The sequence below is a fragment of the Hyalangium versicolor genome, from assembly GCF_020103695.1.
GTDB classification, from domain to species: domain Bacteria; phylum Myxococcota; class Myxococcia; order Myxococcales; family Myxococcaceae; genus Hyalangium; species Hyalangium versicolor.
Genome location: NZ_JAHXBF010000001.1, coordinates 76,116 through 99,855, shown reverse-complemented (window position 1 = coordinate 99,855; position 23,740 = coordinate 76,116). Strand labels below are relative to the sequence as shown.

The window sequence follows — 23,740 nt, the reverse complement described above, 5'->3', positions numbered from 1 at the left end:
GTCCCGCATAGGCTAGGTTTTGGGTGCATCGGTTTTGCCTGCTCTTGGACAGGGACCTCTCGCCCATGCCTCTCCCGCCTCGTCGCGCCAGGATCCTCGGAGGCACCTTCGCCCTCCTCCTGGTGCTGCACCCCCTCGCTGCGTCCGCACAGCGACAGGACTCGGCCCAGGCCTATATCCGGGCGGCGCGCCGCTACTTCGAGAACCTCGAGTATGAGCGAGCGTTGCAAGCACTCGACCGCGCCCAACGCCGCGCGCGTACCAAGGATGACACCGTCGCCATCCTGCTCCACGAAGGCATCATCCTCGCCGAGATGGGCAAGTCGCAGGAGGCCACCGCTGCCTTCAAGTCCGCCCTCCGCCTGAAGCCCGATGCCCAACTGCCGCTGGTGGTCTCTCCCAAGATCGAGAACCAGTTCCAGCCCTTGCGCCAGGAGGCCATGAAGCACGCGGCGCACGCCACCGCGAAGGCCGCACCTGAACCCAAGCCCGCCACTCCCCCGCCCTCGATCGCACCTTCCGAGAACGTGTCCGCCACGCAGAGCGAGCCTGCTCAGGCCAATGTGTCCGCCCCTCAGAGCACGCCCACCCCGCGGAGCGCGCCCCTCCAGGAGGGCGTGTCCATCACGGAGAACGCGTCTCACGGAAGGGCGCTCGGACCGCGAGTGCTCGTCCCCGCCATCACGGGAGGCGTCCTGCTCATCGCGGGAGGAATCTCCTGGAACATGGCCCGGAGCGAATACTCGAAGCTGGAGCACGATGATCCGTCGCTCAACACGCGGGACGACGTCGATCACAGCGCCTCGCGGGGGAAGACCTTGCAAACCGTGGGGTTCGGCTTGCTCGGTGCGGGGCTCGTGGGGCTGGGCATCGCCACGGGCCTCTATGTGACACAGGAACCGGAGACGTCCGTGTCTCTCGCGGTGGGGACGGATGGCAGATCCGCTTTCATCCAAGGGAGGTGGCCATGAGGATCTGGACTCAGCGCTTGCTACTCCTGGCCCTGGTGCTGGGTGGGGCCTCCGGCTGCATGGACTTCGACCAATCCCGGGAGGCGTTCTGCCAGCGCAACCCGGCACGTTGTGGTCAGGAGCCGAACCCGCCGGACGGAGGAAGCGACGGGCCGCCGGAGATCGTGGAGCGCTATCAGTCGGCGAACGCCGCGCCCGCTGGGGGAACAATCACCCTGCGCGTCCGGGTCCGCGAGCGCTCGGGAGTCACCCTGACCTCTTCCTGGGTGAGCAATGTCGGCACGCTCGGCAGCCCCGTGAGCAGCACGACGCAGAGCGAGATCGTCTGGACGGCTCCGTCGTGCATGCCAGGCAATGCCGCCCCCTCCATCACGGTCACCCTCGCCTATTCACCGAGCCTCGTCTCTTCGGCGACGTTCCACATTCAAGGGATCGATTTCTGTCCAAGCTGGGCGGCCCTGCCGCCCCTGACTGGAGCCCGCTACCTCCACACCGCCAGCGTGCTGCCCTCCGGCAAGATCCTGGTGGCTGGCGGGTATGGCGCCGACGACGCCAGGCCCCTGGCGAGCGCGGAGCTGTACGATCCGGCCACGGGCACCTGGAGCACCACCGGCAACATGCTCGCACCTCGCGGAGACCACACCGCCACGGTGTTGGCCTCGGGGAAGGTGCTGGTCGCCGGCGGCTACAACAACACTGGAGCCCTGGCCAGCGCGGAGCTGTATGACCCATCCACCGGCCGCTGGAGCACCACCGGCAACCTCCCCGGTCCTCATGGCGACCACACCGCCAGCCTGCTGGCCTCCGGACGGGTACTCCTGGTCGGTGGCTTCGACGGAACCGTCGCCCTCAATACCGCTGCGCTCTACAACCCTTCCACGGGGGCCTGGAGCAACACAGGCAACCTGACCGCGGCCCGAGGGGATCACACGGCCAGCGTGCTGCCTTCAGGCAGGGTGCTGGTGACTGGCGGGTACTCCGGCATGGCCTCGCTGGCCAACGCGGAGCTGTACGATCCGGCGACGGGCACCTGGAGCGCAACGGGGACGATGAGTGTCGAGCGCAACGAGCACACGGCCAGCGTGCTGCCCTCCGGAAAGGTGTTGGTCGCCGGCGGTTACGGCAGCAACGGGGATTTGAGGAGCGCGGAGCTGTATGACCCGGCCGTCGGAACGTGGAGCCCTGCTGGCAGCATGACCCTGTCTCGCGCGAGCGCGACCGCGAACGTACTGCCCTCCGGAAAGGTGCTCGTCACCGGAGGAAGATCCGACACCGATACTCCCCATGCGTCCGCGGAGCTGTACGACCCAAGGATCGGTACTTGGAGCTCGACCGAGAGCATGAAGGCGGCCCGAGCGTCTCATACGGCCAGCGTCTTGCCGTCCGGAATGGTGCTGATCGTGGGTGGGAGCGACAAGAACAAAGCCCTGACCAGCGCGGAGCTGTATGACCCTGCCGCCAGCAGTTGGAGCCCCACCAGTTCCATGAGCACCAACCGCGCCGGACACACGGCGACCCTGTTGCCCTCCGGCAAGGTGATGGTGACCGGCGGGTACATGAACAGGGCGGATCTGTATGACCTGACCACCGGCACCTGGAGCCCTGCCGAGGTCCCGGCCACCCACCGCGGCGACAACAGTGCCACCCTCCTTCCTTCTGGCAAGGTGCTGGTGGCCGGCGGGTACGACGACAGCGAACTGAGCAGCGCGCAGCTCTACGATCCGGACACCGGCACCTGGAGCTCCACCGGCGCCATGGTGGCCCACCGTGGGGCGCACACCGCCCACCTCCTGCCCTCTGGAAAGGTGCTCGTCATCGGCGGATATCGCGATACAGGCCCCCTCGACAGCGCGGAGCTCTACGACCCGGCCAGCGGTACCTGGAACCTCACGGGCAGCATGACCGTGCCCCGTGGGGAGTACGTGGGCGTCGTGCTGCCCTCGGGCAAGTTGCTGGTCGCGGGCGGGTACAACAACGGCGGAGTGCTGAACTCCGCGGAGCTCTTCGATCCGGCCTCGGGCACCTGGAGCTCCACGGGCAGCATGGGCCTGCCGCGCCTCAAAGCCGCCGCCATCCTGCTGCCCTCGGGGAAGGTACTGGTGGCCGGAGGGGCTCCTGGCGACACTCCCGTCGCGACCTCGGAGCTTTTCGATCCGGCCACGGGTATCTGGGCCTCCACGGGAAGCATGGCCGTGGCTCGCGACAGCCACCTCCTCACCCTGCTGCCCTCTGGCAAGGTACTGGCCACTGGAGGGCACGGAGGCGGAACCGCTCGGGCCGAAGCGGAGGTGTACGATCCGACCTCGGGCACCTGGACTTCCGCTTCCCGCATGCATGAGGCCCGCGAGCGCCACACCGCCACAGTGCTGCCCTCCGGTAGAGTGCTGGTCACCGGCGGAGAGCAGAACGACACCACGACCGACACCGCGGAGCTGTACACCCCCTAGCGTTCGCTCTTCGACGCAGGAGGGCTCACGCGGAGAATTCTCTCGCGGTGGCGATGGGCAAGGTGAAGTGGAACGTGGCCCCCTCCCCGGGCTTCCCCTCCGCCCAGACACGCCCACCGTGGCGCGAGATGATGCGGCGCACGTTGGCCAGCCCGATGCCCGTCCCCTCGAACTGCTCGGCCGTGTGGAGCCGCTGGAAGACGCCGAAGAGCTTGTCCACGTACTTCATGTCGAAGCCCACGCCGTTGTCCTTCACCCATACGTGAGCTTCTCCCTGCTCCTCTTCGCTCCCCACTTCAATGACGGCCTCGGCCCTGAGCCGCGTGTACTTCAGCGCATTGGAGAGGAGGTTCTTGAGGGCGAGGCGCAGCAGTCCCTGGTCGGCCTGCACCTCGGGTAGGGCCGACGACACCCGCCACTCGATCTTCCGCCCCTCGGCATCGGGAGCGAGATCCCGCTGCACCTCCGTGAGGAGTTCGCGCAAAGCGACCCGGCCCTTGTTCAGCTCGGCCCGCCCCATGCGGCTGAAGGCCAGCAGGTCATCCACCATCCTGCCGCCCTGCCTGGCCGCCTCGGAGATGGTCGTCACGTAGCGGCGGGAGGTGGAATCCAGGGCGGAGCCCGCGCGTTTCTCCAGCAGCTGGGCAAAGCCCGTGATGTGGCGCAGCGGAGCGCGCAGGTCATGACTGACCGAGTAGCTGAAGGACTCGAGCTCCTTGTTGGCCTCCACCAGCTCCGCCGTGCGCTCCTGCACCCTGCGCTCCAGGTCCTGGTTGAGCCGCTTCACCTCCAGCTCGGCCCGGACCTGCTCGGTCATGTCGTGGCCCTGGACGAAGATGCCCGACACCACGCCGTCCGGCCCCCGGATGGGCTGGTAGACGAAGTCCACATAGGCATCCTCCAGAGGCAGGTCCGGGTGCCGCTGCAGGGCCACCTTCAAGCCCCGGCCGACGAAGGTCTCTCCGGTGGTGAACACCTGATCGAGCAGCTCGTAGAAGCCCTGGCCGTCCAGCTCGGGCAAGCCTTCGCGCACGGTCTTTCCCACCAGTTGGCGATGGCCGACGAGCCGGTAGTAGGCCCGGTTGATCAGCTCGTAGACGTGCTGCCGCCCCCGCAAGAAGCACATGAAGCTGGGGGCCTGATCGAAGAGGTGGTTCAGGTGCCGGCGCTCATCATCGAGGAGCTGGTTGGTCTGCTGGACTCGCTGGGCCCGGAGCAGAACGCCGGCCTCGATCTGCGCCGTGCGCGACGCATCCTCCCGCTCCACCTCGGCGGACTGGACGGCCTGCTTGAGTCGCTGCAGCTCCGTCACGTCCACGGTGTGTTGGAGGATGAAGGCCACTTCTCCCTGGGCGTCGAGCAGCGGCGTGTGCGTGGCGCTCCAGTAGCGCACTTCGGTGACGATGCCCGTCTCGGTCTGCCGAGGCACCCGGTAGGGGATGAGCGCCAGGGTATCCGGCTGTCGCAGGGCCAGGACGCGCTCGAAAGAAGACTTCAGCATGCGCCTGCTGGCGTTGTTGGGATCATCCGGATCGTGAGGGAAGGCATCGAGGACGTACCGGCCGACGAGATCCTCCAGCCGGCTGGCCGTGGTCTGCAGGTAGGCCTCGTTGGCCGCGACGTACCGCAGCTCTCGATCGACCACCATGTACGCATTGGACGAGAGGCGAAAGAGCTGCTGGAAATCCACCGACTGCATCTAGGGCCGCCTTCCTGGCGGGACACGCCTGGGCAGCGTCACGGTGAACAGCGTGCCCTCCTCCGGGGTGGAGCGCACCGCGATGGAGCCTCCGTGGGCGCGAACGATGCTCTCCACGATGTAGAGCCCCAGCCCGATGCTGCGAGTCTCCATGTCCACCTTGCCGGCACCGCGGCTGAGCGGCTTGAACAGGTGCGGCAGGCGTTCCGGGGAGATTGGCTCGCCCTGGTTGTGGACCTCGAGCACCACTGTGTCCCCTTCCCCGCGAGTACGGATCTCCACCGGCGTGCCGGCCGGTGAGTACTTGAGGGCATTTCCCACCAGGTTGGTGATGACCTGGGCGACACGGTCCGGATCCCATTCCCCGTGCGTGTCGCCCTCCCGGGTGAGCCGCAGCGTACGCGTCGGGTGGGTGTGCTCGAGTTCCTCCAGCACCTGGCCCGCGTGCGCGTGGAAATCCAGCGGCTTGACGGCCACCGGAATCCCGCCGCTGAGGCGGACCTGGGTGAAGTCGAGCAGGTCGCGGATCATCCGGGTGGCGCGATCGGCGCTGCTGAGGATGCGCCGCACCGAGTTGGAGCTCTTGTCGTCCAGCCCCTCGCGCCGCAGCAGCGTCGCGGCCCCCAGGATGATGGCGTTGAGCGGGTTGCGCAGATCGTGCGAGACGATGCCGATGAGCTGCTGCTCGAACTCGCCGCGGCGCCTCACCTCCTCCTCGGCCTCCTTCTGCTGGGTGATGTCGGTGACGAAGCCCTCGACGGACTCGACCGTCCCGTTGGCCCCCATCAGGGCCACGACACGGCACCACACCCACCGTTCCTCCCCCTCCCGGGTCCGGATCCGATACGTCCGGGTGAACTGCCGCTGCTCACAGGAAGTCGTCTCCGCCTCGTGGATGAGCCGCGCCCTGTCCTCCGGATACATGATGGAGGCCCAGGTGACGGGGCCCCCGGCATAGAAGTCCTCGGGCCGCCAGCCTGTGAGGGCCACGCAGCCCTCGCTCGCGAACTCGAAGGGCCACGGCGGCTGCGGGGCGCACCGGAAGGCCATGCCAGGCAGGTTGCTCATGAGCGTGGACATGGTGCGCTCACGCTCCCGGAGCCGCTCTTCGGCCCGCCGTCGCTCCACGCGCTCGGAGGCTTCGCGCAGGGCGCGCTGGACGCTGGGCACCAGCCGCTCCAGCCGATCCTTGAGGACGTAGTCCGTCGCGCCGCGCTTGAGCAGCTCGATGGCCTTCTCCTCCCCGAGGGCTCCCGAGACGAAGAGGAAGGGCACGTCGGGGCAGGCCAGGTGGGCCGCCGCGAGCGCCGCCACCCCGTCGAAACCGGGCACGTGGTAGTCGGAGAGGATGAGATCAAAGCGGCACCCGCTGAGTGCCTCGTTGAAGCCGGCATGGCTGTCCACGCGGGTGATCTCCAGGCGGAATCCGCTCTCCTCGAGCTGCGCGGAGATGAGCTCGGCATCCAGCGGGCTGTCCTCCAGTAGGAGCAGCCGCAGCGGCCTATCCAACTCGGGGTGGGTGGGTCCGTGCCTCGGTGCTGTCGCCGACTTCATGACCGTCCGTCCCGAGTACCGACTCCCGGGGGCGGTTGGTTCACCACTGCCCAGAAGAGGCCCAGTTCCTTCAAGGCCATGATGAACTCGGCGAAGCCCACCGGCTTCACGACATAGGCATTGACGCCCAGGCCATAAGAGCGCGCCAGATCCGTCTCCTGGCTGCTGCTGGTGAGCATCACCACGGGGATGAACCGGAGCGCGGGGTCCTTCTTGACGCGCTCGAGCACCTGCAGCCCGTCCACCCGGGGGAGCTTCAGATCGAGGAGCACCACGGCAGGCAAGCCGTCGAGCCGCCCCTCGTAGGCTCCCTGCTTATAAAGGTAGTCGAGCGCCTCCTGGCCGTCCTTGACCCACACCACCTCATTGGCCAGACCGCTCTCCGAGAACGCCTCCAGCGTCAACTCGGCATCATTGGGGCTGTCTTCCACGAGCAGCACCCGCTTGAACTCCGTCATCAGCCCTCCTACCCGTGCGGGAGAAAGCAGTGCTCCCGTCCCGCGCAGGCTGACCGAATGACGACGGTCCATCCACTGGATACAGGCACACTCCGTTCGCACCGTTGGCGTTTCAACCAACACACCGTGCGGCCGGATACCATCCCGAGGGGCTTCCGGCGCCGGGCCCCCTCCCGGCACCGGCGCGTGGAGGCCGCTACCCGCCGCAGCCGATCCGCTGCGTGCCGATGATGATGTCGTCGTACCAGAGCTCGTCCTGCTCGCCGTGGTAGGTCTCGAAGCCGAACCACGCCTTGGCGTACTGCGGAGACCACTTCGACAGGTTGGCGTTCCAGTTCGTCGCGTGGAGGCCGGTCATCTCGTTTCCATCGAACCACACGCGCAGTTCGTGGTCGGCCCCGTTGAAGAAGGTCTCCACGCAGTGCCACTCAGCCGCCCGGAGCTGGACACCCTGGTCGGGCTGGCCCCAAGGTCCGGAGAGCAACTCGTACTCCTTGTCCGGCTGAATGAGGTTCGTCTCGAAGACGTGCTGGTGGAAGCCGATGCGCACCATGCGCTTGTCGTCCGCGGCGCCCGCGCCAAAGTAGGTGCTGTGGCCTTCACCCATCGCGCTCTTCGAGCGCATGAAGACACGCGCGTAGAAGCTGTTGTTCTGGGGCGGAAACGGCTTGGTCGTGGTGAACAGCACGGAGCGGTAGCTGTCCTGGCCGGTGCCGACCACGTGCACCGACTTGGAGCCCGAGTGCGCCTGGGTGCCATCGATGGAGATGCTGCCCAGTTGGTTGAAGACCTGGACCTGCCACGTCGCCGAATCGGGAGCCCCTCCCACGGACGCCTGCTCGAAGTCGTCACACAGCAGCACGCCGTTGGCTCCACAGGCGCTCACTCCTGGGCCGGTGCCAGGGTTGTCGGTATCGGGCTCGCCCGAGTCACCGCACCCCATGGCCACACCCAGCACACAGCCGAACAGCCACCCCCATCCATTTCGTCGATGCACGGTCACCTGCCTTGGAAATGCGAAAAGTATACCTTCTGAGTCACATCCGGCGGCCAGCCACTCTATCTCCATGACGCCGTCCCGACGGCCCGTCTTGGAAGAGGGGAGCCACGCATCCATGAGTCCCGCGACTGTAGCCGTGGAACAGCGCACTCACTTCCTCATGAACACCTGGCCGTGCGGGCAGCGCTCGCTCACCCGCATCGTCGAGCTGGGCACGCTCTGCGATCTGATGGCGCAGCGCTCAGGAGCTCCGGAAGCCACGAAGCTCGCCGAGAAGGCCAAGAGCTTCCTGGAGAAGGCCAGGCATGCCGCCGACCGCAAGCGGCCACCTTGGGGCCGATTCGGGGCATTCATCGACGCCATCGAGACAAACATCCACGCGGCGATCTGCCTGATGCTGCGCTACATGCCGTTCAAGGACCTGCTGGGCTGGGTGCCCGAGCTCCTCGCCATCATCCAAGCGCATCTGCCCGCGCAGGATCCCCGCAGGACGGCGGTGGAAGGGCTGATGCGACGCATGGTGACCGGGCCGAAGGCCGGGCCCCCTGCCCCGCCGGGTGTGCCGGGTCAGGCTCCGCCGGGTGCGGAGCCATCCGTCGAGGACCTGAATGAGTCGCAGCGGGAGACCATCGTCACCGCGGTCCGTGCCGCCCTGGAGGCGCAGGAGCTCGAATACGTCCGGGTCCGCAGCTTCCGCAACATCGTCCACGGGATCACCGTCTGCCTGACGCTGCTCGCCGCCACCCTGGCCATCATCATGGCGGCGATGCCCACGCTCATCCCGATCTGCTTCGACCCCGAGGCGATGATCGTCTGCCCCACGGCGAGCGAGGCGAAAACCGCGCCAGCGGAGCGCGACCCCGACCCCTCATTCAGCCGGCTCGCGAGCCGCGCGGACTACTTCGTCATCGAGCTGGTGGGGCTCATCGCCGCCGCGATGGCCTCCACCGCGACCCTGCGGCAACTGCGAGGAACGTCCGTCCCGTTCAGCGTCCCCCTGGCCCTCGCGCTCCTCAAGCTGCCCTCGGGAGCGCTGACGGCGGTGCTGGGACTGCTGCTCATGCGGGGGAAGTTCATCCCCGGCCTGTCCGCACTGGACACCTCCGCCCAGATCATCGCGTGGGCCGTCGTCTTCGGCTACGCCCAGCAGCTGTTCACCCGGCTCGTCGACGAACGGGGCCACGCCATCCTCAACTCCGTGGGAGGCGCGGAGCACGGCACGCTCATGGACCAGCGAATGTCTCCCCCGCCACCGGGGACGCCCCCCTGACCTCGACGAGCGAAGGGCGCCCTCTGAACGGCTATCGGACCTGGATGGCGTCAGCGATGACGTAGGCCCCCGAAGTGGTCCAGCGGCTCAGCTGCACCTTGTTCCACCCGGCCGTGAAGCTCCACGTGCCGAGCGTGTTCCACTTGCCGCCGTTGAGCTGCTGGTTCACGTTCACCGTGGCCAGCTTCGTGCCGCTCGCGTTCCAGATGATGAAGGGCGCGGTCGTGGAGCGATCCGAGGCCGAGGTCCACCAGGCATCGATCGTCTTCGAGCCCGCCGCCGACAGGTAGAACCAGAACGTCGCCGGCTCCGACACCGCGGCCGTGGGCGAGGCGTAGTAGCCGCTGCCGTAGTACCCCGCCACGTTGGTGGAAGACGCCCAGCTCGCGCCCGCCAGCTCGACATAACCCTTGGCCGTGTCGTTGCTCGCGTTGTTGCTGTCGATGACCAGACCCGAAGGCGTTCCCCCGCCCGTCGTCCACAGGTACGTCACGTTGACCCAGTCGTTGTTGCTCATCCCGAGGTCGGTCCAGAACGTCCCGTCGGCGATATCGATGCCCGCGGGGTTGGCGGGACGACGCCCGAACTGATCCAACCCGCCGTTGTAGCCGTCCTGGTAGGCGGCCTGGGACTCGGGCTTGCCCTGCGGCAAGTCCTTCCACATCTCGCGGGCGCTCGAGGGGTTCCAGTAATCATCCTTCGTGTTCCAAGGCCCCACGTCCCAGACGGACGTCGTCACGCACTTGCCATTCCCCGGGTAGCACACGCGCACCTGGTACTCGCTGCCTCCGTTGCTCGCGAGGGCCCGGCGCGATGGCAGCGCCACGAAGCGATCGTTCGACTTGATGACGTGACCGTTGGCGGTGGTGCCACCCACCAGCCCCTCGCGCGTGGCGAACACACGGTACGTCAACGCCGCCAGCGGCTGGACCTCCTGCTGGGAAGGGTCCGCCTCCAGCGTTCCCTCCAACTGGACCTCCTGCACCGAGGGCCCGCGGCCGTGCTCGTCCGCCACGAGCGCGAGCCGCACCTGCACCTGCGTGCCGGCAAGGGGCAGCCGCACGGCCTCTCCCGAGCGTGTGGTGCGCCACTCGCTCCAGGCCCCGCTGGCCGTGCGTACACGGATGTCCACTTCAACTTCCATTCCTAGAGAAGCCTTCGCCTGAAGCAGAGGCCGGATCGTGTCCACGGGCTGCTCCAGCGTGCGAACCGGAAGGGTGTAGAGCCCCGTGAGCCGCTGGAGCCCTTCAGGCCGGCGCATGACCGCATAGGGCTCGAAGAGCAGACCCTCTTGGGTGCGCACAAGTTCTCCCGTGCCCTCGCCGGTGGCCAGATCCTCCGTCCAACTCAGGACGCGGGCACCGCGCGCCGGAGAAACCTCTCCAGGTGTCGTCGCCGGCTGTGAGGGGGACTCCGCCCACGCAGCGCCCTCCCAGAGCGCGACTCCCAGCATCAGCGTCATGAAGGTGGATTGCAGCTTCGAGGCCATCGCTCAGCTCCCTGAAAATTGAGAGAGCCGTGATAGCACCGCGCTCCGGGAAATCCAGAAGGACGTCTCTCCGCAACACAGCCGACCCATCTCGAATCCCAGACACGCTGACGCGCGTAGCCAATCAATGACAGGAGAAGAATCCACCTGGAGTCCGCTCGTATGGCAATGCATTGCAAGAATTACTGACTCTCCGCAGCCGACGTGTACTCCCTGCCCTTAAGTGCTATCTCCCTTGTGGCTACACGTCACCTGTTGGTTTTCAGACGCTGTCTCCCCCCCTCTTCACCAAAATCAAACAGCAAGGCTATTGTCCCCGGAGTAACAGAAAGCCCGGACATTCGATGTCCATCGGGCTCGCCTGCGGGGGAAATGATGCCAGTCCAAGGAGAGGGACGATTCCTCATCGTCCGAGCGCAACACTGGACGTGTGCGTTGCCTCTCTCCGAAGTCGCGGAGACTCTACGGCCGCTGCCCCTCTCCCCCATGGCGGGTGTGCCCCCCTTCCTGCGAGGCGTATCCATCATTCGCGGTGAGCCCACTCCCGTGATTGGGCTGGCCTCGCTCCTGGGGGGCACGGACTCGCCCGAGGGCGGACGCTTCGTCATGATGCGCATCCCCGAGCGCCGTCTGGCGTTGGCCGTGGATGAGGTGATCGGGCTGCGCAGTCTCGACGTCGCGGAGCTGGGCTCCGTTCCCCCGCTGCTGCGAGATGCCGCCGGAGGGCACCTGGAGGTGTTGGGGACACTGGACGGAAGACTGCTCGGGGCGCTGAGCACGACCCGTCTGCTGCCCGAGGCGCTCTGGGACTCGCTGGTGAACCGGGGAGAGACAGCATGATGCGGCCCGAGGAGGGAATCGACCGCCTTGCCGCCCTGGTGGAGCGGCGCCTCGGGCTGGTGCCGGCCTCCTCGACGAAGGAGGAGCTGCTCGCGTTCCTGGAGGAGAAGGCTCCCCGCAGGCAGTGGGAGGCATATCTCGACAGGCTGGAGTCCGCCGGCACGGGTGACGCCGAGCTGCGCACCCTGGCCGAGCGCCTCACCGTGGGAGAGACCTACTTCTTCCGTCACCTGGTCCAGCTCGAGGCGCTGGTGGAGCAGGTGCTGCCCACCCTGCAGCAGCGTGGCCGCTCCGCGCGAGTGCTCTGTGCTGGGTGCTCCACGGGCGAGGAGGCCTACTCGCTGTCCATCCTCGCGCGGGAGAGCGCCCGGGTGGATCCCTCGCGCCTCTTCATCACCGGAGTGGATCTCAACGCCCGCTCCATCGAGCGGGCCCGCCGGGCCCACTACGGGCCCTGGGCCCTGCGAGTCACGCCCCAGCCCTTCCGCGAGCGCTGGTTCCAGGCACTCCCCGACGGCACGTTCGTGCTCAGTCCCGAAGTACGGGACTCGGTGTTCTTCGAGGAGCGCAACCTGCTCGACGAGGCGCCCGACTTCTGGGCCGCGGGCGCCTTCGACGTCATCCTCTTCCGCAACGTCCTCATCTACTTCTCGCCCGAGGCGGCCCGGCGCTCGCTGAGCCGGTTCGAGCAGGCCCTCACGCCCGGCGGCTTCCTGTTCCTCGGCCCCTCGGAGACGCTGCGAGGGCTCTCCGAATCCTTCGAGACGGTGCAGGCCGGAGATGCGTTCTACTTCCAGCGAGAGCGCGTCCGGCCCGACATCCCTCGCACGCCCCCGCGTCCCTCCCCTCCCCTCCGAGCGGCCGAAGTCACGCCGACAACACCCACAGGGGCCAGGAACCGGCTGAAGGGCCCAGAGCGCGCCTGGCGGCTCCTCGAAGAGGAGCGGTATGCCGAGGCCCGTGCGTGGCTCGAGGCCCTGCCCCAGCACGAGCGGGAGCAATCCCTCTCAAAGCTGCTGAGCGCCGCGCTCCACCTCCAGTCCGGAGCCTTCCGCGAGGCGGAGCGGCTGGGCGAGGCGCTCGCCGAGTCGGGAGTGCAGGCCGCCGAGGCCCACTACCTCCTGGGGCTCTGCCGCGAACAAGCGGGAGACGGGCACCACGCCCGGGCCCGCTATGAGCGCGCCGTGCACCTGGAGCCCACCTTCGCGCTCGGCCACCTGCGCCTTGGCATGCTGGCGCGCCGCGAAGGAGCCGCCACGGCTGCCCGCGTGGCGCTGCGGCTGGCGCTCATCCTGCTCGCTCACGAGCAGCCCCTTCACCTCACGTTGTTCGGCGGAGGCTTTGGCCGCCATGGATTGATGCAGGTCTGCCAGCGCGAGCTGTGGGCCTGCCTGGAGGCTGCATGACGTCCCGGGAAGACATTTCCCATCGGCTCGCCACACTGAAGGCGGAGTTCGACGCCTCCTTCGCGCGCCCGGCGCTCCGGGCCGAGGCGCGATGGGAGGTGCTGCTGCGCCTGCGCGTCGGAGGCTCTCCGCTGGCTGTGTCCCTGGAGCGGCTCGCGGGAGTGCATGCCCTGCCCCGGGTGGTGGCCCTGCCGGGCAGCCCTCCGGGACTGCTGGGCGTGGCGGGCCTGCGCGGGCAGCTCGTGGCGGTGCATGATCTGGCGGCGAACCTGGGCCTGCCTTCGGACGAGAATCCCGGCTGGCTGCTGCTGTGCGACAAAGATCGCCACCTGGGCCTGGCGGTGGGCGGCTTCGAAGGCCAGCTGCGCGTCGCGCCGGAGCAACTCCTGCCCTGCACCGACTCCGCGCCGCGGCCTTTCTTGAACAGCACCGTACTGCGCCCAGGCGAGGCGCCGCTGCCGGTGCTGGACATTTCCTCTCTGGCAGACGCTCTGCTGGACGGAGCCTCGGCTCCGCGAGCCTCGAGGTAGCGCATGCTTCGGAAATTGACGGTGGGCCAGCAGGTCGCCGGTGGCTATGCCGCGGTGACCGTGATCATGGTGCTGATCTCCATCGTGGCGCTGAAGGCCAACAAGGAGTTCACCCAGTCCAGCCAGGGCCTGTCTCATACCTACCAGGTGATCGCCGCGCTGGATTCCATTCCCGCCACCATGCGGATGGCGGAGATGGGGACGCGAGGCTTCGTCATCACCGGGCAGGATGCCTACCTGCAGCCATTCCAGGAGGGCGAGTCGACGATCCACCAGAACCTCGACGCGCTGCAAAAACTCCTGGAGGACACCCCAGACCAGCTCCGGCGGCTGGCCACGATCATCCCGGGGCTCGAGACGCGCCTGGGGGAGATGCGCACCGTCATCTCCACGCGCCGGGAGAAGGGCTTCGAGCCAGCCCAGCAGCTCATCCTCAACGCCAGATCCCAGCAGTTGGTGAGCGAGCTGCGCAAGCGGGTGGAGGAGATGACCGCCATCGAGAGGGACAATCTTGAGCAGCGGAACAAGCAGGCCGCGGAGAACGCACGATTCCTGAACGCGCTGTCGCGGTTCGGAGTCATCGGCATGCTGCTCGTCATGGTGGGCGCGGGCCTGTACATCACTCGCGGGCTGAAACGGCAGATCGGCATGGCGGTGGAGCACGTGCAGAGCTCCTCCACCGAGCTGCAGGCGGCGGCCACGCAGCAGGCGGCGGGAGCGCGCGAGCAAGCCGCAGCCACGACGGAGGTGTCCACCACCGTCCGGGAGCTGCTCTCCACGTTCCGGCAGATCGCCGGCAACGCCCAACAGGTGTCCCGGGCCGCGGACGAGACCGTGGGGGCCACGCGCACGGGCGCGCAGACGGTGGACCGGGCTCGCGAGGCCATCGAGACGGTGCGCCGCCAGGTGGACGTCATCGTCAACCACATGCTGGATCTGGGGAAGCGCTCCCAGGAGATCGGCGGCATCCTGGACATCATCAACGAGCTGGCCGAGCAGACGAACATCCTCGCCATCAACGCCACCATCGAGAGCGCGGGGGCCGGCGATCACGGCCGGCGCTTCGCGGTGGTGGCCGAGGAGATCCGCAAGCTGGCGGACCGGGTGGGCGCCTCCACCAAGGACGTGCGCACCCTCATCGATGAGATCCGCGCCGCGGCCAACACCACCATCATGGCCACCGAGGATGGCTCCAAGGCAGTGCTGAACAGCACGCGGCAGTTCGTCGACGTGGCGGACACCTTCAAGCGCATCGCCGATCTCACCGGCGCCAACCTGGACGTGGCGCGGCAGATCGAGCTGAGCACGCAGCAGCAAACCTCCGCCGTGGAGCAGGTGAACAGCGCCATCCAGCAGGTGGCCGTCACCGCGAAGCAGACGGAGATCAGCTCCTCGCAGACGCTGCAGACCTCCACCCACCTCATCCAACTGTCCCGGCAGCTCTCCACGATCGTGGATGCGCGCCATTCAGCCTCGATATGAGTCCTTCATCCGGCGTCTTCGGCCACTTCCAGGTAGAGGCCCGTGAGCTGTTGGAGCAGCTCGGCCACGGCTTCGTGTCTCTCCAGGAGGGGGCGGAAGACGCACGGATGGTGCCCCAGCTCTTCCGCTGGGCGCATACGCTCAAGGGCGCGGCGCAGGTGGTGAAGCAAGTGCGCCTCGCGGAGATGGCGCATGCGGTGGAGGACGCGCTCGCGCCATACCGGGACCGAGGCGAGCCCCTGCCGCGCGAGAGCCTGGGAGACTTCCTCCGGCTGGTGGGGCAAATGAGAGCGGCGTTGGCGGAGCTGACATCCCCCGCCACGCTCGCCTCGGAGTCTCGGCCGATGGGCCCCGCTGTGGAGACGGTGCGCGTGGAGCTGGCCGCGCTGGACGAGCTGTTGGACGGGGTGGCCGAGGCCGTGGTTCAGCTGGGAGGATTGCGGCAGGCCGTGGAGGCCGTGGGCCATGCCCGGCACGCCTCCGGGGGATTGCTGGAGCAGCTCACCTCGCCCGCGGCAACGAGCGCCACGCCCGCTGAGCGGGCCCGGTGGCTTTCTCGCACGCTCGCCGTGGCCGAGGGGCTGAATGATGCGCTCTCGCGAGCAGGCCGCTGGCTGGATGGAGGACTGGGCAAGGCGGAGGGGGAGCTGGTTCAACTGCGCGATGCCAGTCATGCGCTGCGGCTGGTGCCCACCTCTTCCCTCCATGCCGCGCTGGAGCTGGCGGCGCATGAGGCCGCGGCCTCGCTGGGCAAGCGGGTCTCGCTGCAACTGGAAGGCGGAGACGTGAGGTTGGACGGGCACGTGCTGGCCGCCGTGCGGCAGGCCCTGCTCCATGTCGTGCGCAACGCGGTGGATCATGGGCTCGAGGCTCCCGAGGAGCGCCTCAGCCTGGGCAAGCCGGAGACCGGCCGCATCTCGCTGCGGGTGGAGCGGCATGGCGGACGGGTGCGCTTCACCTGCGAGGACGATGGACGTGGCGTGGACCTGGGACGCGTGCGCAGCGCGGCGGTGGAGCGAGGGCTCGTCACGCGGGAGGAGGCCGAGTCCTTCGACGAGCAGGCGCTGCTCGAGTTGCTCTTCCGCGCGGGCTTCAGCACCGCCTCGGCCGTGACGGACGTGTCCGGCCGCGGCGTGGGGCTGGACGTGCTCCTGGACACGGCGCAACAGTTCAAGGGCGAGGCAAGCGCCACCAGCCGCCCCGGCCTGGGCGCCTGCTTCCAGTTGGAGGTGCCTGTCTCGCTCACCTCGCAGGAGGTGCTGGAGGCCGAGGCCGGAGGCCAGCGGGTGCTGCTGCCGCTGCACGCGCTGAGTGCCTCGGTGCGCCTGCCGGGCGAGGCGCTCACGTGGACCGGGCCTCGCGCCACCTTCACCCACGAGGGCCGCGCCCTGCCCTTCCTTCCCCTGCTGGCGGCGCTCGGCCAGCCCGAATCGGCACGCGCACGCCCCTGGTCCGCGGTGGTGCTTGGCAGAGGACAGGAGCAGGTGGCTGTCGGCCTGGACCGGATGCATGGCATCCGCCGCGTGGTGGTGAAGCCTCTCCCACCTTCCGTCCCCCGCCTGCCGCTGGTGGCGGGCGCCAGCTTCGATGCCCAGGGCGAGCCCCTCCTCGTCCTGGACATGGCGGGCGTGGCGCAGCAGGTACGCCAGGGCGCGGCCCACCTGGTCGAGCCTCGCGTCACACACCACCGCCACATCCTCGTCGTCGACGACAGCGTCACCACGCGGATGTTGGAGCAGAGCATCCTCGAGTCCGCTGGCTACACGGTGGACCTGGCGGCTTCGGGCGAGGAGGGCATGGAGCGGGCCCTTCGGAACCGCTACAGCCTCATCATCGTCGACGTGGAGATGCCGGGGATGAACGGCCTGGAGTTCACCCGCAGACTCCGGGGCACTCCCGCTTTGGCGGCGATTCCCATCATCATGGTGTCGTCCCTGGCGACGGAGGAGGCCCGGAAGCAAGGACAACAAGCGGGCGTCTCCGCGTACATCGTCAAGGGCGAGTTTGATCAACCTGGCTTCCTCGCCACCGTGGCGCGCCTGTCCAGTGGGCCGGAGGAGCCGGGGAATGGATCCTGAGTTCACGTTTCTGAAGGGAGGGGCTTTATGAAACCCAAGGTACTCATCGTCGATGACAGTGCGACCGTCCGAGCGGACCTCGAGGGGGTACTCACCCCAGCGGGGTTCGCGACGAGCGCCTTGGGGAGCGTAAGCGGAGCCCGCAAAGCGCTCGCCGAGATGCGGTTCGATCTGGTCATCCTCGACGTCCACCTGCAGGACGGGGACGGGGTGGAGCTCCTCATCCAAATACGCTCCGAGGAGCGCACCTCGCATGTCCCCGTGCTCCTGCTCTCGACGGAGGCGGCCGTGCAGGCCCGGCTTCGCGGACTGGACCGGGGGGCCAACGACTACGTGGGCAAGCCGTACGATCCCTCCTACGTGGTGAAGCGGGCCCGGGAGCTGACGCTGGCGCCGCTCAAGTCGCTGGAGTCCGAGCCGAAGCTGGTGGCCGCCGCGCGCCGCCGCCGGGTACTGGTGGTGGATGACAGCCCCACCTTCCTCCACGCAGTGGTGGAGGAACTGCGCAAGGACGGGCACGACCTCATCGCCGCCGCCTCGGCCGAGGAGGCGATGCCGATGCTGAAGGCCCAGACGGTGGATTGCATCCTGATGGATCTGATCCTGCCGAAGATGGACGGCATCGCCGCCGCGCGCCTCATCCGCGCGGATCCCAAGCTGGCCACCGTGCCGCTGCTGATGTTCACCGATCTCTTCGAGAGCAAGAGGATGGCGGAGGCGCTCGCGGCCGGGGTGGATGCGTTCTGCCCCAAGGCGAGCGATCTGGGGCTGCTGCGCGCCCAGGTGCGCAACCTGCTCCGGAGGGGCAAGGAGTCCGAGTTCCCCACCCCACCTCCGTTCCGGGCTCCCGCGAAGTCCGAGTCGGATCCAGGCACGCTGTTTGCCCGGGTGGTGGCGCTCAGCGGGCTGTCGACCGTGATTGCCAACACCACCATCGCGCGTGCGTGCCACCGCGCCCACGTGGACCCGGAGATCCTGGACGCCGACAAGCTCACCGCCGCCCTGCCCTTCATCCGGGAGGCGCTGCGCGTCTTCCTCACCGAGCATGAGACGCGCATGCGCATGGTGGCCATCGAGGATCTGACGCACCAGGGACGGTGGCTGACGGCGGGGAACAGCCGGTAGCCGGCTCGATCGAGTGAGCGGTGCGCTACCGGCCCTCGGAAGCGGGAGTCTGCTTGGGTGGCGTGTTGATCTTCCGGCCCAAGCGGCGCGCCAGCTGCTCCTCGATGCCATCGAGCTTGATGGCAATCCCCATGCGCTCATGGGCGCTCGTCGAGCGCACCAGCAGCTCATGAGACTGATCGAGCTGCTCGATCAGGCCCAGACGATCCTGGGGATTCTGGACGTTGTCGAGCAACCACGTCTTCATGTCGCGCACCCGCTGTTCGAGCAGCTCGCGGGAAATCGGTTGTTGCAAACGCATTTTCTTCAAATCGAGCGCGGGGTCTCCTGGCACGGACTTCACGGGTGGCGATTCCGCCGCCGAGGGCACCGCGACGACCGAGACCGTCGGCGGAAGGGGCGCAGAGGGAGGAGGCGACGGTTGCGGCGCGGCCACGACGAACTTGCACAGCCGCTGCCCCGCCCTGGCTTCGCATTCCACGAGAGAGATCTTGCCCGTGGGCAGGTGCTGGACCTTGACGAGGTGCCATCCCTCATAGGTCTCCACCCACCCGCCACTATCGAGCTGCTGCCCGTCCAGTTGCAGAATCCGGACATCATCGGGTTTGCCTCGAGGTTGGACCTTCACGCGCCGGATCGTGAAAGAGACCGCGCGGCGCTCATTCGCGGCGAGTTGGAGGGTCCTCGACTGATTGAAGTTCTTTCCTCGCATCACTCCAGAGACCTCGAGCTTCATCCGTCCGGGTTTGATGCGCCCCTCCCAGGGGGTGTTTCCCTTCAGCGTGCTGTTGATCCACACCTGCCCGGGAAGGTTGGACTCCACCCGCAGCAGAGCCTGCCCCGACAGGTCCGAAGTGCCCGTTGACGCACTCTCTCCACTCACAACAGGCTCGGGTTGCGGCACCTCAGGGACGGCTTGCGGCGCAGGCTGCGGGACCTCCACGACCGGGTCACCCGATGGAGGCGGAGAAGACGGTGCCTCCGGGAGCGGCTCCCGAACTGCTGGAGAGGGAATGTCCTCAACGGAACGCTCGGGTTCCCTGGAGAAAACCACCACCGCCACGGCCAGGAACCCGAGAGCGCTCACGGCCAGGACCAGCGGCCAGCGCCAACGAGAACGGGTGACGAGCCGCAGCGACGCTTCGAGCCCAGGATCCTCGCGAGACACCGGGGTGAGGCGTGACCGATCCAAAGGCTCGGTCGGGCCCTCCGCCTCCTTCTTGTCCGGAGCGTCCAGCGGCTCAGGCGGCGCCGGGATGAGGGCCGCGATGGGAGGGAGCACCTTCTGAGACCGGGAGAGTTCCTGGGAGGCAGGTAGCGCGGCGCCTCGCCCCACCCCGGAGACATCCCGCGACACCCGGCCCACCGCACGAGGCTCCGGTGCGGACAGGGCCTTGACCAGTTGGGCAATCTGGTGCGCGCCCACAGGCTCACCGCATTGGAAGAGGAAGCGCTCGAGATCCGTCTGCATGTGGCGGCAACTGTCGTAGCGAGCCTCCCGCTTCTTGTGGAGCGCCCGCTGGATGACATGCACCAGCGGCTCGGGAACGCCTGCGCGCAGCGCCCGGATGTCCGCCGGAGGCCCATGGACGATGAGCTGCGCAAGCACGGCCTCCGACTCGGCCGTGAAGGGCTTGCGGCTTGCGACGAGCTCGTAGAGCACCACTCCGAGCGCATAGATGTCCGCCCGGAGATCGATGGGAGTGCCCAGCAGATACTCAGGAGGCATGTACGCCAGCTTCCCCTTGAGCACCCCACTGCGAGTCTGTTGCCCCACGTTGGCGGCCTTGGCGATGCCAAAATCCACCACCTTCACTCCGCCCGTCGTCGACACGAGGATGTTGTCCGTACTGATGTCGCGGTGGATGAAGCCGATGGGCGCTCCGGACTGGGGATCCGTCAGCTCGTGGGCATAGGCCAGCCCCTCGCAGGCCAGAGAGACGATCCGGGCAATGAGCGGATAGGAGATGGGCGTACTGCGCTGGAGGGCTCGCCGCGCGAGCGTCCTCAGGTCGAGCCCTTCCACGTACTCCATGGCGATGAAGTACGAGTCCTCCTGCTCGCCGAAGTCGAAGATCTGGACGACGTTGCCGTGGTTGAGGCGCGCAGCCAGCTTGGCTTCCGTCAAGAACATCTCGACGAACTGCGGATCCTCGGCCAAGTGCGGCAGGATGCGCTTGACCACCAGCTCCTTCTCGAAGCCCCGGGGGCCAGCGGCCTTGGCGAGAAACACCTCGGCCATGCCACCCGTCGCCAGCCTGCGCACGAGCTGGTACTTGCCCATCTGCTCCAAACGGCCTCCCTCCGTGGAGAAGACAGCTCCACGGGTGGGATCACTCCACGCCCATCTCGCCTCCGGGTCACTGCTCCCACAGGCGTATTTCCGGCTCCCGAACGCTGAGCCTGGAGGCCGTGCTGCCCAGCGAAAAGAATGGATGAAAACGCAGACGCCCGGGGCCATGGGGCTCCCGGGCGTCCGGACTTCACAGCGGATTCAGCGTGAGGCTAGTAGGTGCCCTTCATCGTCACGTTGGTGTACGCGCTGTAGCCGTACGAGCAGGCGTACCAGGTTCCGGCACTCGGGTTGGTGACGCTGCAGCTCTCGGTGTTGGTGGAGCCTTCCGACTTGCAGTTGTAGGTGCCGGTCGTGGGCTCCGCGTTGAACCGGACGTACAGGTCCGAATCACCCGTGTTGCTCGTCTTGCCTGCCGTGTTGAAGACCAGCGAGGTCTTCCCGGACGGCACGGTCAGCGTCCAGCACGTCATCGAGCTCTTGGCGCCCGAGTACTGAGCCGACTCCACGCCGTTGGTCAGCGTATTGCCACCCGTACCACCACCGTCCGTGGGCGGCGGGGTGTTGCCCGTCGTCGCGCCCTTGGCCAGCTCACCCAGGAAGGACACCGCGAGCTTGGCGAACTTCACCGAGTTCGTCGCCGTGCCGCCCATGTACGTCAGGGTGTCGCCCGTGGTGTGGATCTGCGGGTTGTCCGTCGTCATCGTCGCCTCGAAGGGCATCGTGGACGGGTAGCCCGCGCTGTACCACGAGGCGTGGTCCGAGCAGGCGTAGCCGCAGGTGATGTTGGTGTACGTCGTGCCCGGGATGTACGTGCTGATCAGGCTGGTGGTGAAGCTGTTCAGCGTGGCGTTGGTGTTGTCCGTCACCATGCCGAAGTCGTAGCTGGAGCCCTTGTAGTTGGTCATGTCCAGCTGCAGCACGCCCACCACGTTCACGCCGCTGCTCTTGAACGAGTTGGCGATGGCCTTCGAGCCATACAGGCCCACCTCCTCACCCGCGTAGGCCATGAACTTCACGGTGCGCGCCGGCTTGTAGCCGTTGGCAACAGCCACGCGGAAGGCCTCGGTGATGGAGGCGACACCCGAGGCGTCGTCATCCGCGCCCGGCGCCTTGCCGGTGGTGGGGCTGCTCTGGTTGATCGAGTCCAGGTGCCCGCCGAGCACCACCACCTCGTTGGGCAGCGTCGTGCCGGTGATGGTGGCGATGACGGACGGCTGCGTCCAGGTGTGCGTGAACAACGCCACCGAGATGTCCGAGCGCCCGGAGGCGATCGTCGTCCACTGGCTCTGCAGCCACGTGGCCGCGTCCTTGCCCGACTGCACGTTGTAGTAGCGGTTGTTGTAGTTCGTCGACAGCGAGTTGATGGTGTTGCGGATGTTGAGCTCCGCCACTCCGCTCAGCATCGCGTTGACCGAGGGGCCGTTGTTGATGAAGTAGCTGACCGCGCTCGGGGCCGGGGCCAGCGCGGCGGTGGTGGCGCGCTCCACCTCCTCCAGGGCCTGCGTCTCCGAGTCATGGGCCACGAAGCCCGCACACCGGTTGAGCTTGGAGTGGATCACTCCCGCCAGCTTCACGATCTGCGACTCGGGAAGGCGCAGCGCCACCACGCCGCCCTTCTCACGCAGCGGCGCGGAGAGCTCCACGCCATCGCTCTTGAAGGACTCGCGCACCGTCGCCAGTGCATCCGAGCCGATGGTGATCCACACCATCTTCTCCTTCGGGGACTGCTGCGGAGCCTCTGCGAACGCGGGGGTGGCACAGGCAAGGAAGGCAACGGTCGAAACAACCTTCTTCAACGTCATACGCAACATCTCCTCGGCGCAGGACTTCTGGTTGGGGGATTCCTGGAACCTGTCTTTTGCGGATTGATGTAAAGGCAGGCTTATTGCGCCAAGGCGGGACCTTAATGAAATTCCGGGAATGTGCACAGAAACCGGACGCACTCTGTGCGGCAGTCCCCCATGACCCGTCCTGGAGGGCAGTGCCCTCCCAGGGGAGAAACGTTCATGTCTTTGAGTTCAAAACTCCCACCGCTCGAGCGCCTCGCCCTCTCCGTGGGATGTCTGCTCTTCGTGGCCTGCGGGCATGCAACGCAGCGCGGCACCTCGCCGCAGCCCATCATCGACGTGCACTTCCATGCGATGGCGGCGGATGAGCAGGGCCCTCCGCCGCTCGCGATGTGCGTCTCCGGCAAGAACCTCCCGGCGTGGGATCCAAGCCAACCCTGGCCCGAGGCCTTCATCGGATGGCTCAAGAAGCCGGAGTGCCAGGATCCCCTCTGGTCACCCTCGACGGATGACGAGTTGCTGCGGCGCAGCATCGAGATCCTGCGGCGCTACAACATCACCGCCCTGACGAGCGGCCCCGGAGCGGGAGTCGTCGAGCGCTGGCACGCCGCGGAGCCCGAGCGAATCATCCCCACGCTGTTCCTCAACGTGGCGGACCAACCCCCGTCCGTGGAGACCGTGCGGCAGTGGTTCAAGGAGGGGCGCTACAAGGCGCTCGCGGAGGTGGCGAACCAGTACGGTGGTATGGAGCCCAACGATCCCGCCTTCGAGCCCTACCTGGCGCTGGCCGAGGAGTTGGACGTGCCGGTCGGCATCCACATCGGGACGGGGCCCCCGGGAGCGCCGTATCTGGGCTTCGACAAATACCGCGCCCGGATGCACTCGCCGCTGGCGCTCGAGGAGGTGCTCCTCAAGCATCCCCGGCTGCGCATCTATGTCATGCACGCGGGCTGGCCGATGCTCGACGACATGCTCGCGGTGATGTGGGCTCATCCCCAGGTCTACGTCGACACGGGCGTGATCATCTACGCGCTGCCGAAGGCCGGCTTCTATCGCTACCTCCAGCGCCTGGTCGAAGCGGGCTTCGGCCGCCGGGTGATGTTCGGCTCCGATCAGATGGTGTGGCCCGAGGTCCTCCCCCGAGCCATCCAGCTCATCGAAGACGCGCCCTTCCTCAGCGCCGAGCAGAAGCGCGACATCCTCTACAACAATGCTGCACGTTTCCTGAGACTTGAGCCTGCCGCGACAAAATGAGGATACGTACACACATGTAAGCAACTTCCAGAGGGCCCTGGCGACAATTTCTCA

Annotated in this window: 17 protein-coding genes; 10 read left to right on the top strand and 7 right to left on the bottom strand. The window is 67.4% G+C overall.

Annotation, left to right across the window (positions count from 1 at the left end; translation table 11 throughout):
- Positions 1 to 65: 65 nt before the first annotated feature.
- Positions 66 to 971 carry a tetratricopeptide repeat protein gene (locus KY501_RS00350; RefSeq protein ID WP_224360315.1) on the top strand — a complete coding sequence of 302 codons (906 nt, stop codon included), beginning with the start codon at positions 66 to 68 and terminating at the stop codon, positions 969 to 971.
- A complete protein-coding gene (locus tag KY501_RS00345; protein ID WP_224360314.1) occupies positions 968 to 3,418 on the top strand; it encodes a Kelch repeat-containing protein in 2,451 nt (816 codons plus the stop codon). The genes KY501_RS00350 and KY501_RS00345 overlap by 4 nt, the downstream gene beginning before the upstream one ends.
- 25 nt (positions 3,419 to 3,443) lie before the next feature.
- Here KY501_RS00345 and KY501_RS00340 read toward each other — a convergent pair whose 3' ends face one another.
- From KY501_RS00340 to KY501_RS00325, 4 genes are all read right to left on the bottom strand, one after another.
- A complete protein-coding gene (locus KY501_RS00340; RefSeq protein ID WP_224360313.1) occupies positions 3,444 to 5,117 on the bottom strand; it encodes a PAS domain-containing sensor histidine kinase in 1,674 nt (557 codons plus the stop codon).
- Entirely contained in the window at positions 5,118 to 6,671 is a 1,554-nt protein-coding gene (locus tag KY501_RS00335; protein ID WP_224360312.1) for a sensor histidine kinase, read from the bottom strand. It abuts the gene before it with no gap.
- Complete coding sequence (locus KY501_RS00330) at positions 6,668 to 7,129, bottom strand: response regulator (protein ID WP_224360311.1); 462 nt, start codon at positions 7,127 to 7,129, stop codon at positions 6,668 to 6,670. The genes KY501_RS00335 and KY501_RS00330 overlap by 4 nt, the downstream gene beginning before the upstream one ends.
- Before the next feature lie 196 nt (positions 7,130 to 7,325).
- Positions 7,326 to 8,126, bottom strand: coding sequence for a hypothetical protein (locus KY501_RS00325; RefSeq protein WP_224360310.1), 801 nt, complete (start codon positions 8,124 to 8,126; stop codon positions 7,326 to 7,328).
- A 118-nt stretch (positions 8,127 to 8,244) separates the two neighbouring features.
- Here KY501_RS00325 and KY501_RS00320 point away from each other — a divergent pair, with 118 nt between their 5' ends.
- Entirely contained in the window at positions 8,245 to 9,399 is a 1,155-nt protein-coding gene (locus KY501_RS00320) for a hypothetical protein (protein ID WP_224360309.1), read from the top strand.
- Between the two features lie 31 nt (positions 9,400 to 9,430).
- Here the strand turns inward: KY501_RS00320 and KY501_RS00315 are convergent, their stop codons facing one another.
- A complete protein-coding gene (locus KY501_RS00315; RefSeq protein WP_224360308.1) occupies positions 9,431 to 10,888 on the bottom strand; it encodes a DUF8814 domain-containing protein in 1,458 nt (485 codons plus the stop codon).
- A 372-nt stretch (positions 10,889 to 11,260) separates the two neighbouring features.
- Here KY501_RS00315 and KY501_RS00310 point away from each other — a divergent pair, with 372 nt between their 5' ends.
- The 6 genes from KY501_RS00310 to KY501_RS00285 are packed head-to-tail and all read left to right on the top strand — an operon-like array spanning position 11,261 to position 18,349.
- Positions 11,261 to 11,728 carry a chemotaxis protein CheW gene (locus KY501_RS00310; protein ID WP_309242935.1) on the top strand — a complete coding sequence of 156 codons (468 nt, stop codon included), beginning with the start codon at positions 11,261 to 11,263 and terminating at the stop codon, positions 11,726 to 11,728.
- Entirely contained in the window at positions 11,725 to 13,134 is a 1,410-nt protein-coding gene (locus tag KY501_RS00305) for a CheR family methyltransferase (protein WP_224360307.1), read from the top strand. Before KY501_RS00310 ends, KY501_RS00305 begins: the two co-directional genes overlap by 4 nt.
- Entirely contained in the window at positions 13,131 to 13,664 is a 534-nt protein-coding gene (locus KY501_RS00300; RefSeq protein ID WP_224360306.1) for a chemotaxis protein CheW, read from the top strand. The genes KY501_RS00305 and KY501_RS00300 overlap by 4 nt, the downstream gene beginning before the upstream one ends.
- Positions 13,665 to 13,667: 3 nt before the next feature.
- On the top strand, positions 13,668 to 15,146 hold the full coding sequence (locus KY501_RS00295; protein ID WP_224360305.1) for a CHASE3 domain-containing protein: 1,479 nt from the start codon (positions 13,668 to 13,670) through the stop codon (positions 15,144 to 15,146).
- Complete coding sequence (locus tag KY501_RS00290; protein ID WP_224360304.1) at positions 15,143 to 17,224, top strand: hybrid sensor histidine kinase/response regulator; 2,082 nt, start codon at positions 15,143 to 15,145, stop codon at positions 17,222 to 17,224. Before KY501_RS00295 ends, KY501_RS00290 begins: the two co-directional genes overlap by 4 nt.
- Before the next feature lie 27 nt (positions 17,225 to 17,251).
- The gene (locus KY501_RS00285; RefSeq protein ID WP_224360303.1) at positions 17,252 to 18,349 is read left to right on the top strand and encodes a response regulator; all 1,098 of its coding nucleotides are present in this window, start codon (positions 17,252 to 17,254) and stop codon (positions 18,347 to 18,349) included.
- A gap of 25 nt (positions 18,350 to 18,374) precedes the next feature.
- On the opposite strand, the gene KY501_RS00280 is transcribed toward KY501_RS00285, so the two are convergent.
- Together KY501_RS00280 and KY501_RS00275 are read right to left on the bottom strand one after the other, a co-directional pair.
- Positions 18,375 to 20,633, bottom strand: coding sequence for a serine/threonine protein kinase (locus KY501_RS00280; protein ID WP_224361047.1), 2,259 nt, complete (start codon positions 20,631 to 20,633; stop codon positions 18,375 to 18,377).
- A 221-nt stretch (positions 20,634 to 20,854) separates the two neighbouring features.
- Complete coding sequence (locus KY501_RS00275) at positions 20,855 to 22,447, bottom strand: M20/M25/M40 family metallo-hydrolase (RefSeq protein WP_224360302.1); 1,593 nt, start codon at positions 22,445 to 22,447, stop codon at positions 20,855 to 20,857.
- Between the two features lie 204 nt (positions 22,448 to 22,651).
- On the opposite strand from KY501_RS00275, the gene KY501_RS00270 reads away from it, so the two are divergent.
- Positions 22,652 to 23,686, top strand: coding sequence for an amidohydrolase family protein (locus KY501_RS00270; protein ID WP_224360301.1), 1,035 nt, complete (start codon positions 22,652 to 22,654; stop codon positions 23,684 to 23,686).
- Positions 23,687 to 23,740: the final 54 nt, after the last annotated feature.

What these genes read in the sequence shown, in the direction of transcription:
- KY501_RS00350 (WP_224360315.1), top strand. Translation starts at nt 66, where the DNA reads ATGCCTCTCCCGCCTCGTCGCGCCAGGATCCTCGGAGGCACCTTCGCC.
- KY501_RS00345 (WP_224360314.1), top strand. Translation starts at nt 968, where the DNA reads ATGAGGATCTGGACTCAGCGCTTGCTACTCCTGGCCCTGGTGCTGGGT.
- KY501_RS00340 (WP_224360313.1), bottom strand. Translation starts at nt 5,117, where the DNA reads ATGCAGTCGGTGGATTTCCAGCAGCTCTTTCGCCTCTCGTCCAATGCG.
- KY501_RS00335 (WP_224360312.1), bottom strand. Translation starts at nt 6,671, where the DNA reads ATGAAGTCGGCGACAGCACCGAGGCACGGACCCACCCACCCCGAGTTG.
- KY501_RS00330 (WP_224360311.1), bottom strand. Translation starts at nt 7,129, where the DNA reads ATGACGGAGTTCAAGCGGGTGCTGCTCGTGGAAGACAGCCCCAATGAT.
- KY501_RS00320 (WP_224360309.1), top strand. Translation starts at nt 8,245, where the DNA reads ATGAGTCCCGCGACTGTAGCCGTGGAACAGCGCACTCACTTCCTCATG.
- KY501_RS00315 (WP_224360308.1), bottom strand. Translation starts at nt 10,888, where the DNA reads ATGGCCTCGAAGCTGCAATCCACCTTCATGACGCTGATGCTGGGAGTC.
- KY501_RS00310 (WP_309242935.1), top strand. Translation starts at nt 11,261, where the DNA reads ATGATGCCAGTCCAAGGAGAGGGACGATTCCTCATCGTCCGAGCGCAA.
- KY501_RS00305 (WP_224360307.1), top strand. Translation starts at nt 11,725, where the DNA reads ATGATGCGGCCCGAGGAGGGAATCGACCGCCTTGCCGCCCTGGTGGAG.
- KY501_RS00300 (WP_224360306.1), top strand. Translation starts at nt 13,131, where the DNA reads ATGACGTCCCGGGAAGACATTTCCCATCGGCTCGCCACACTGAAGGCG.
- KY501_RS00295 (WP_224360305.1), top strand. Translation starts at nt 13,668, where the DNA reads ATGCTTCGGAAATTGACGGTGGGCCAGCAGGTCGCCGGTGGCTATGCC.
- KY501_RS00290 (WP_224360304.1), top strand. Translation starts at nt 15,143, where the DNA reads ATGAGTCCTTCATCCGGCGTCTTCGGCCACTTCCAGGTAGAGGCCCGT.
- KY501_RS00285 (WP_224360303.1), top strand. Translation starts at nt 17,252, where the DNA reads ATGAAACCCAAGGTACTCATCGTCGATGACAGTGCGACCGTCCGAGCG.
- KY501_RS00280 (WP_224361047.1), bottom strand. Translation starts at nt 20,633, where the DNA reads ATGGGCAAGTACCAGCTCGTGCGCAGGCTGGCGACGGGTGGCATGGCC.
- KY501_RS00275 (WP_224360302.1), bottom strand. Translation starts at nt 22,447, where the DNA reads ATGACGTTGAAGAAGGTTGTTTCGACCGTTGCCTTCCTTGCCTGTGCC.
- KY501_RS00270 (WP_224360301.1), top strand. Translation starts at nt 22,652, where the DNA reads ATGTCTTTGAGTTCAAAACTCCCACCGCTCGAGCGCCTCGCCCTCTCC.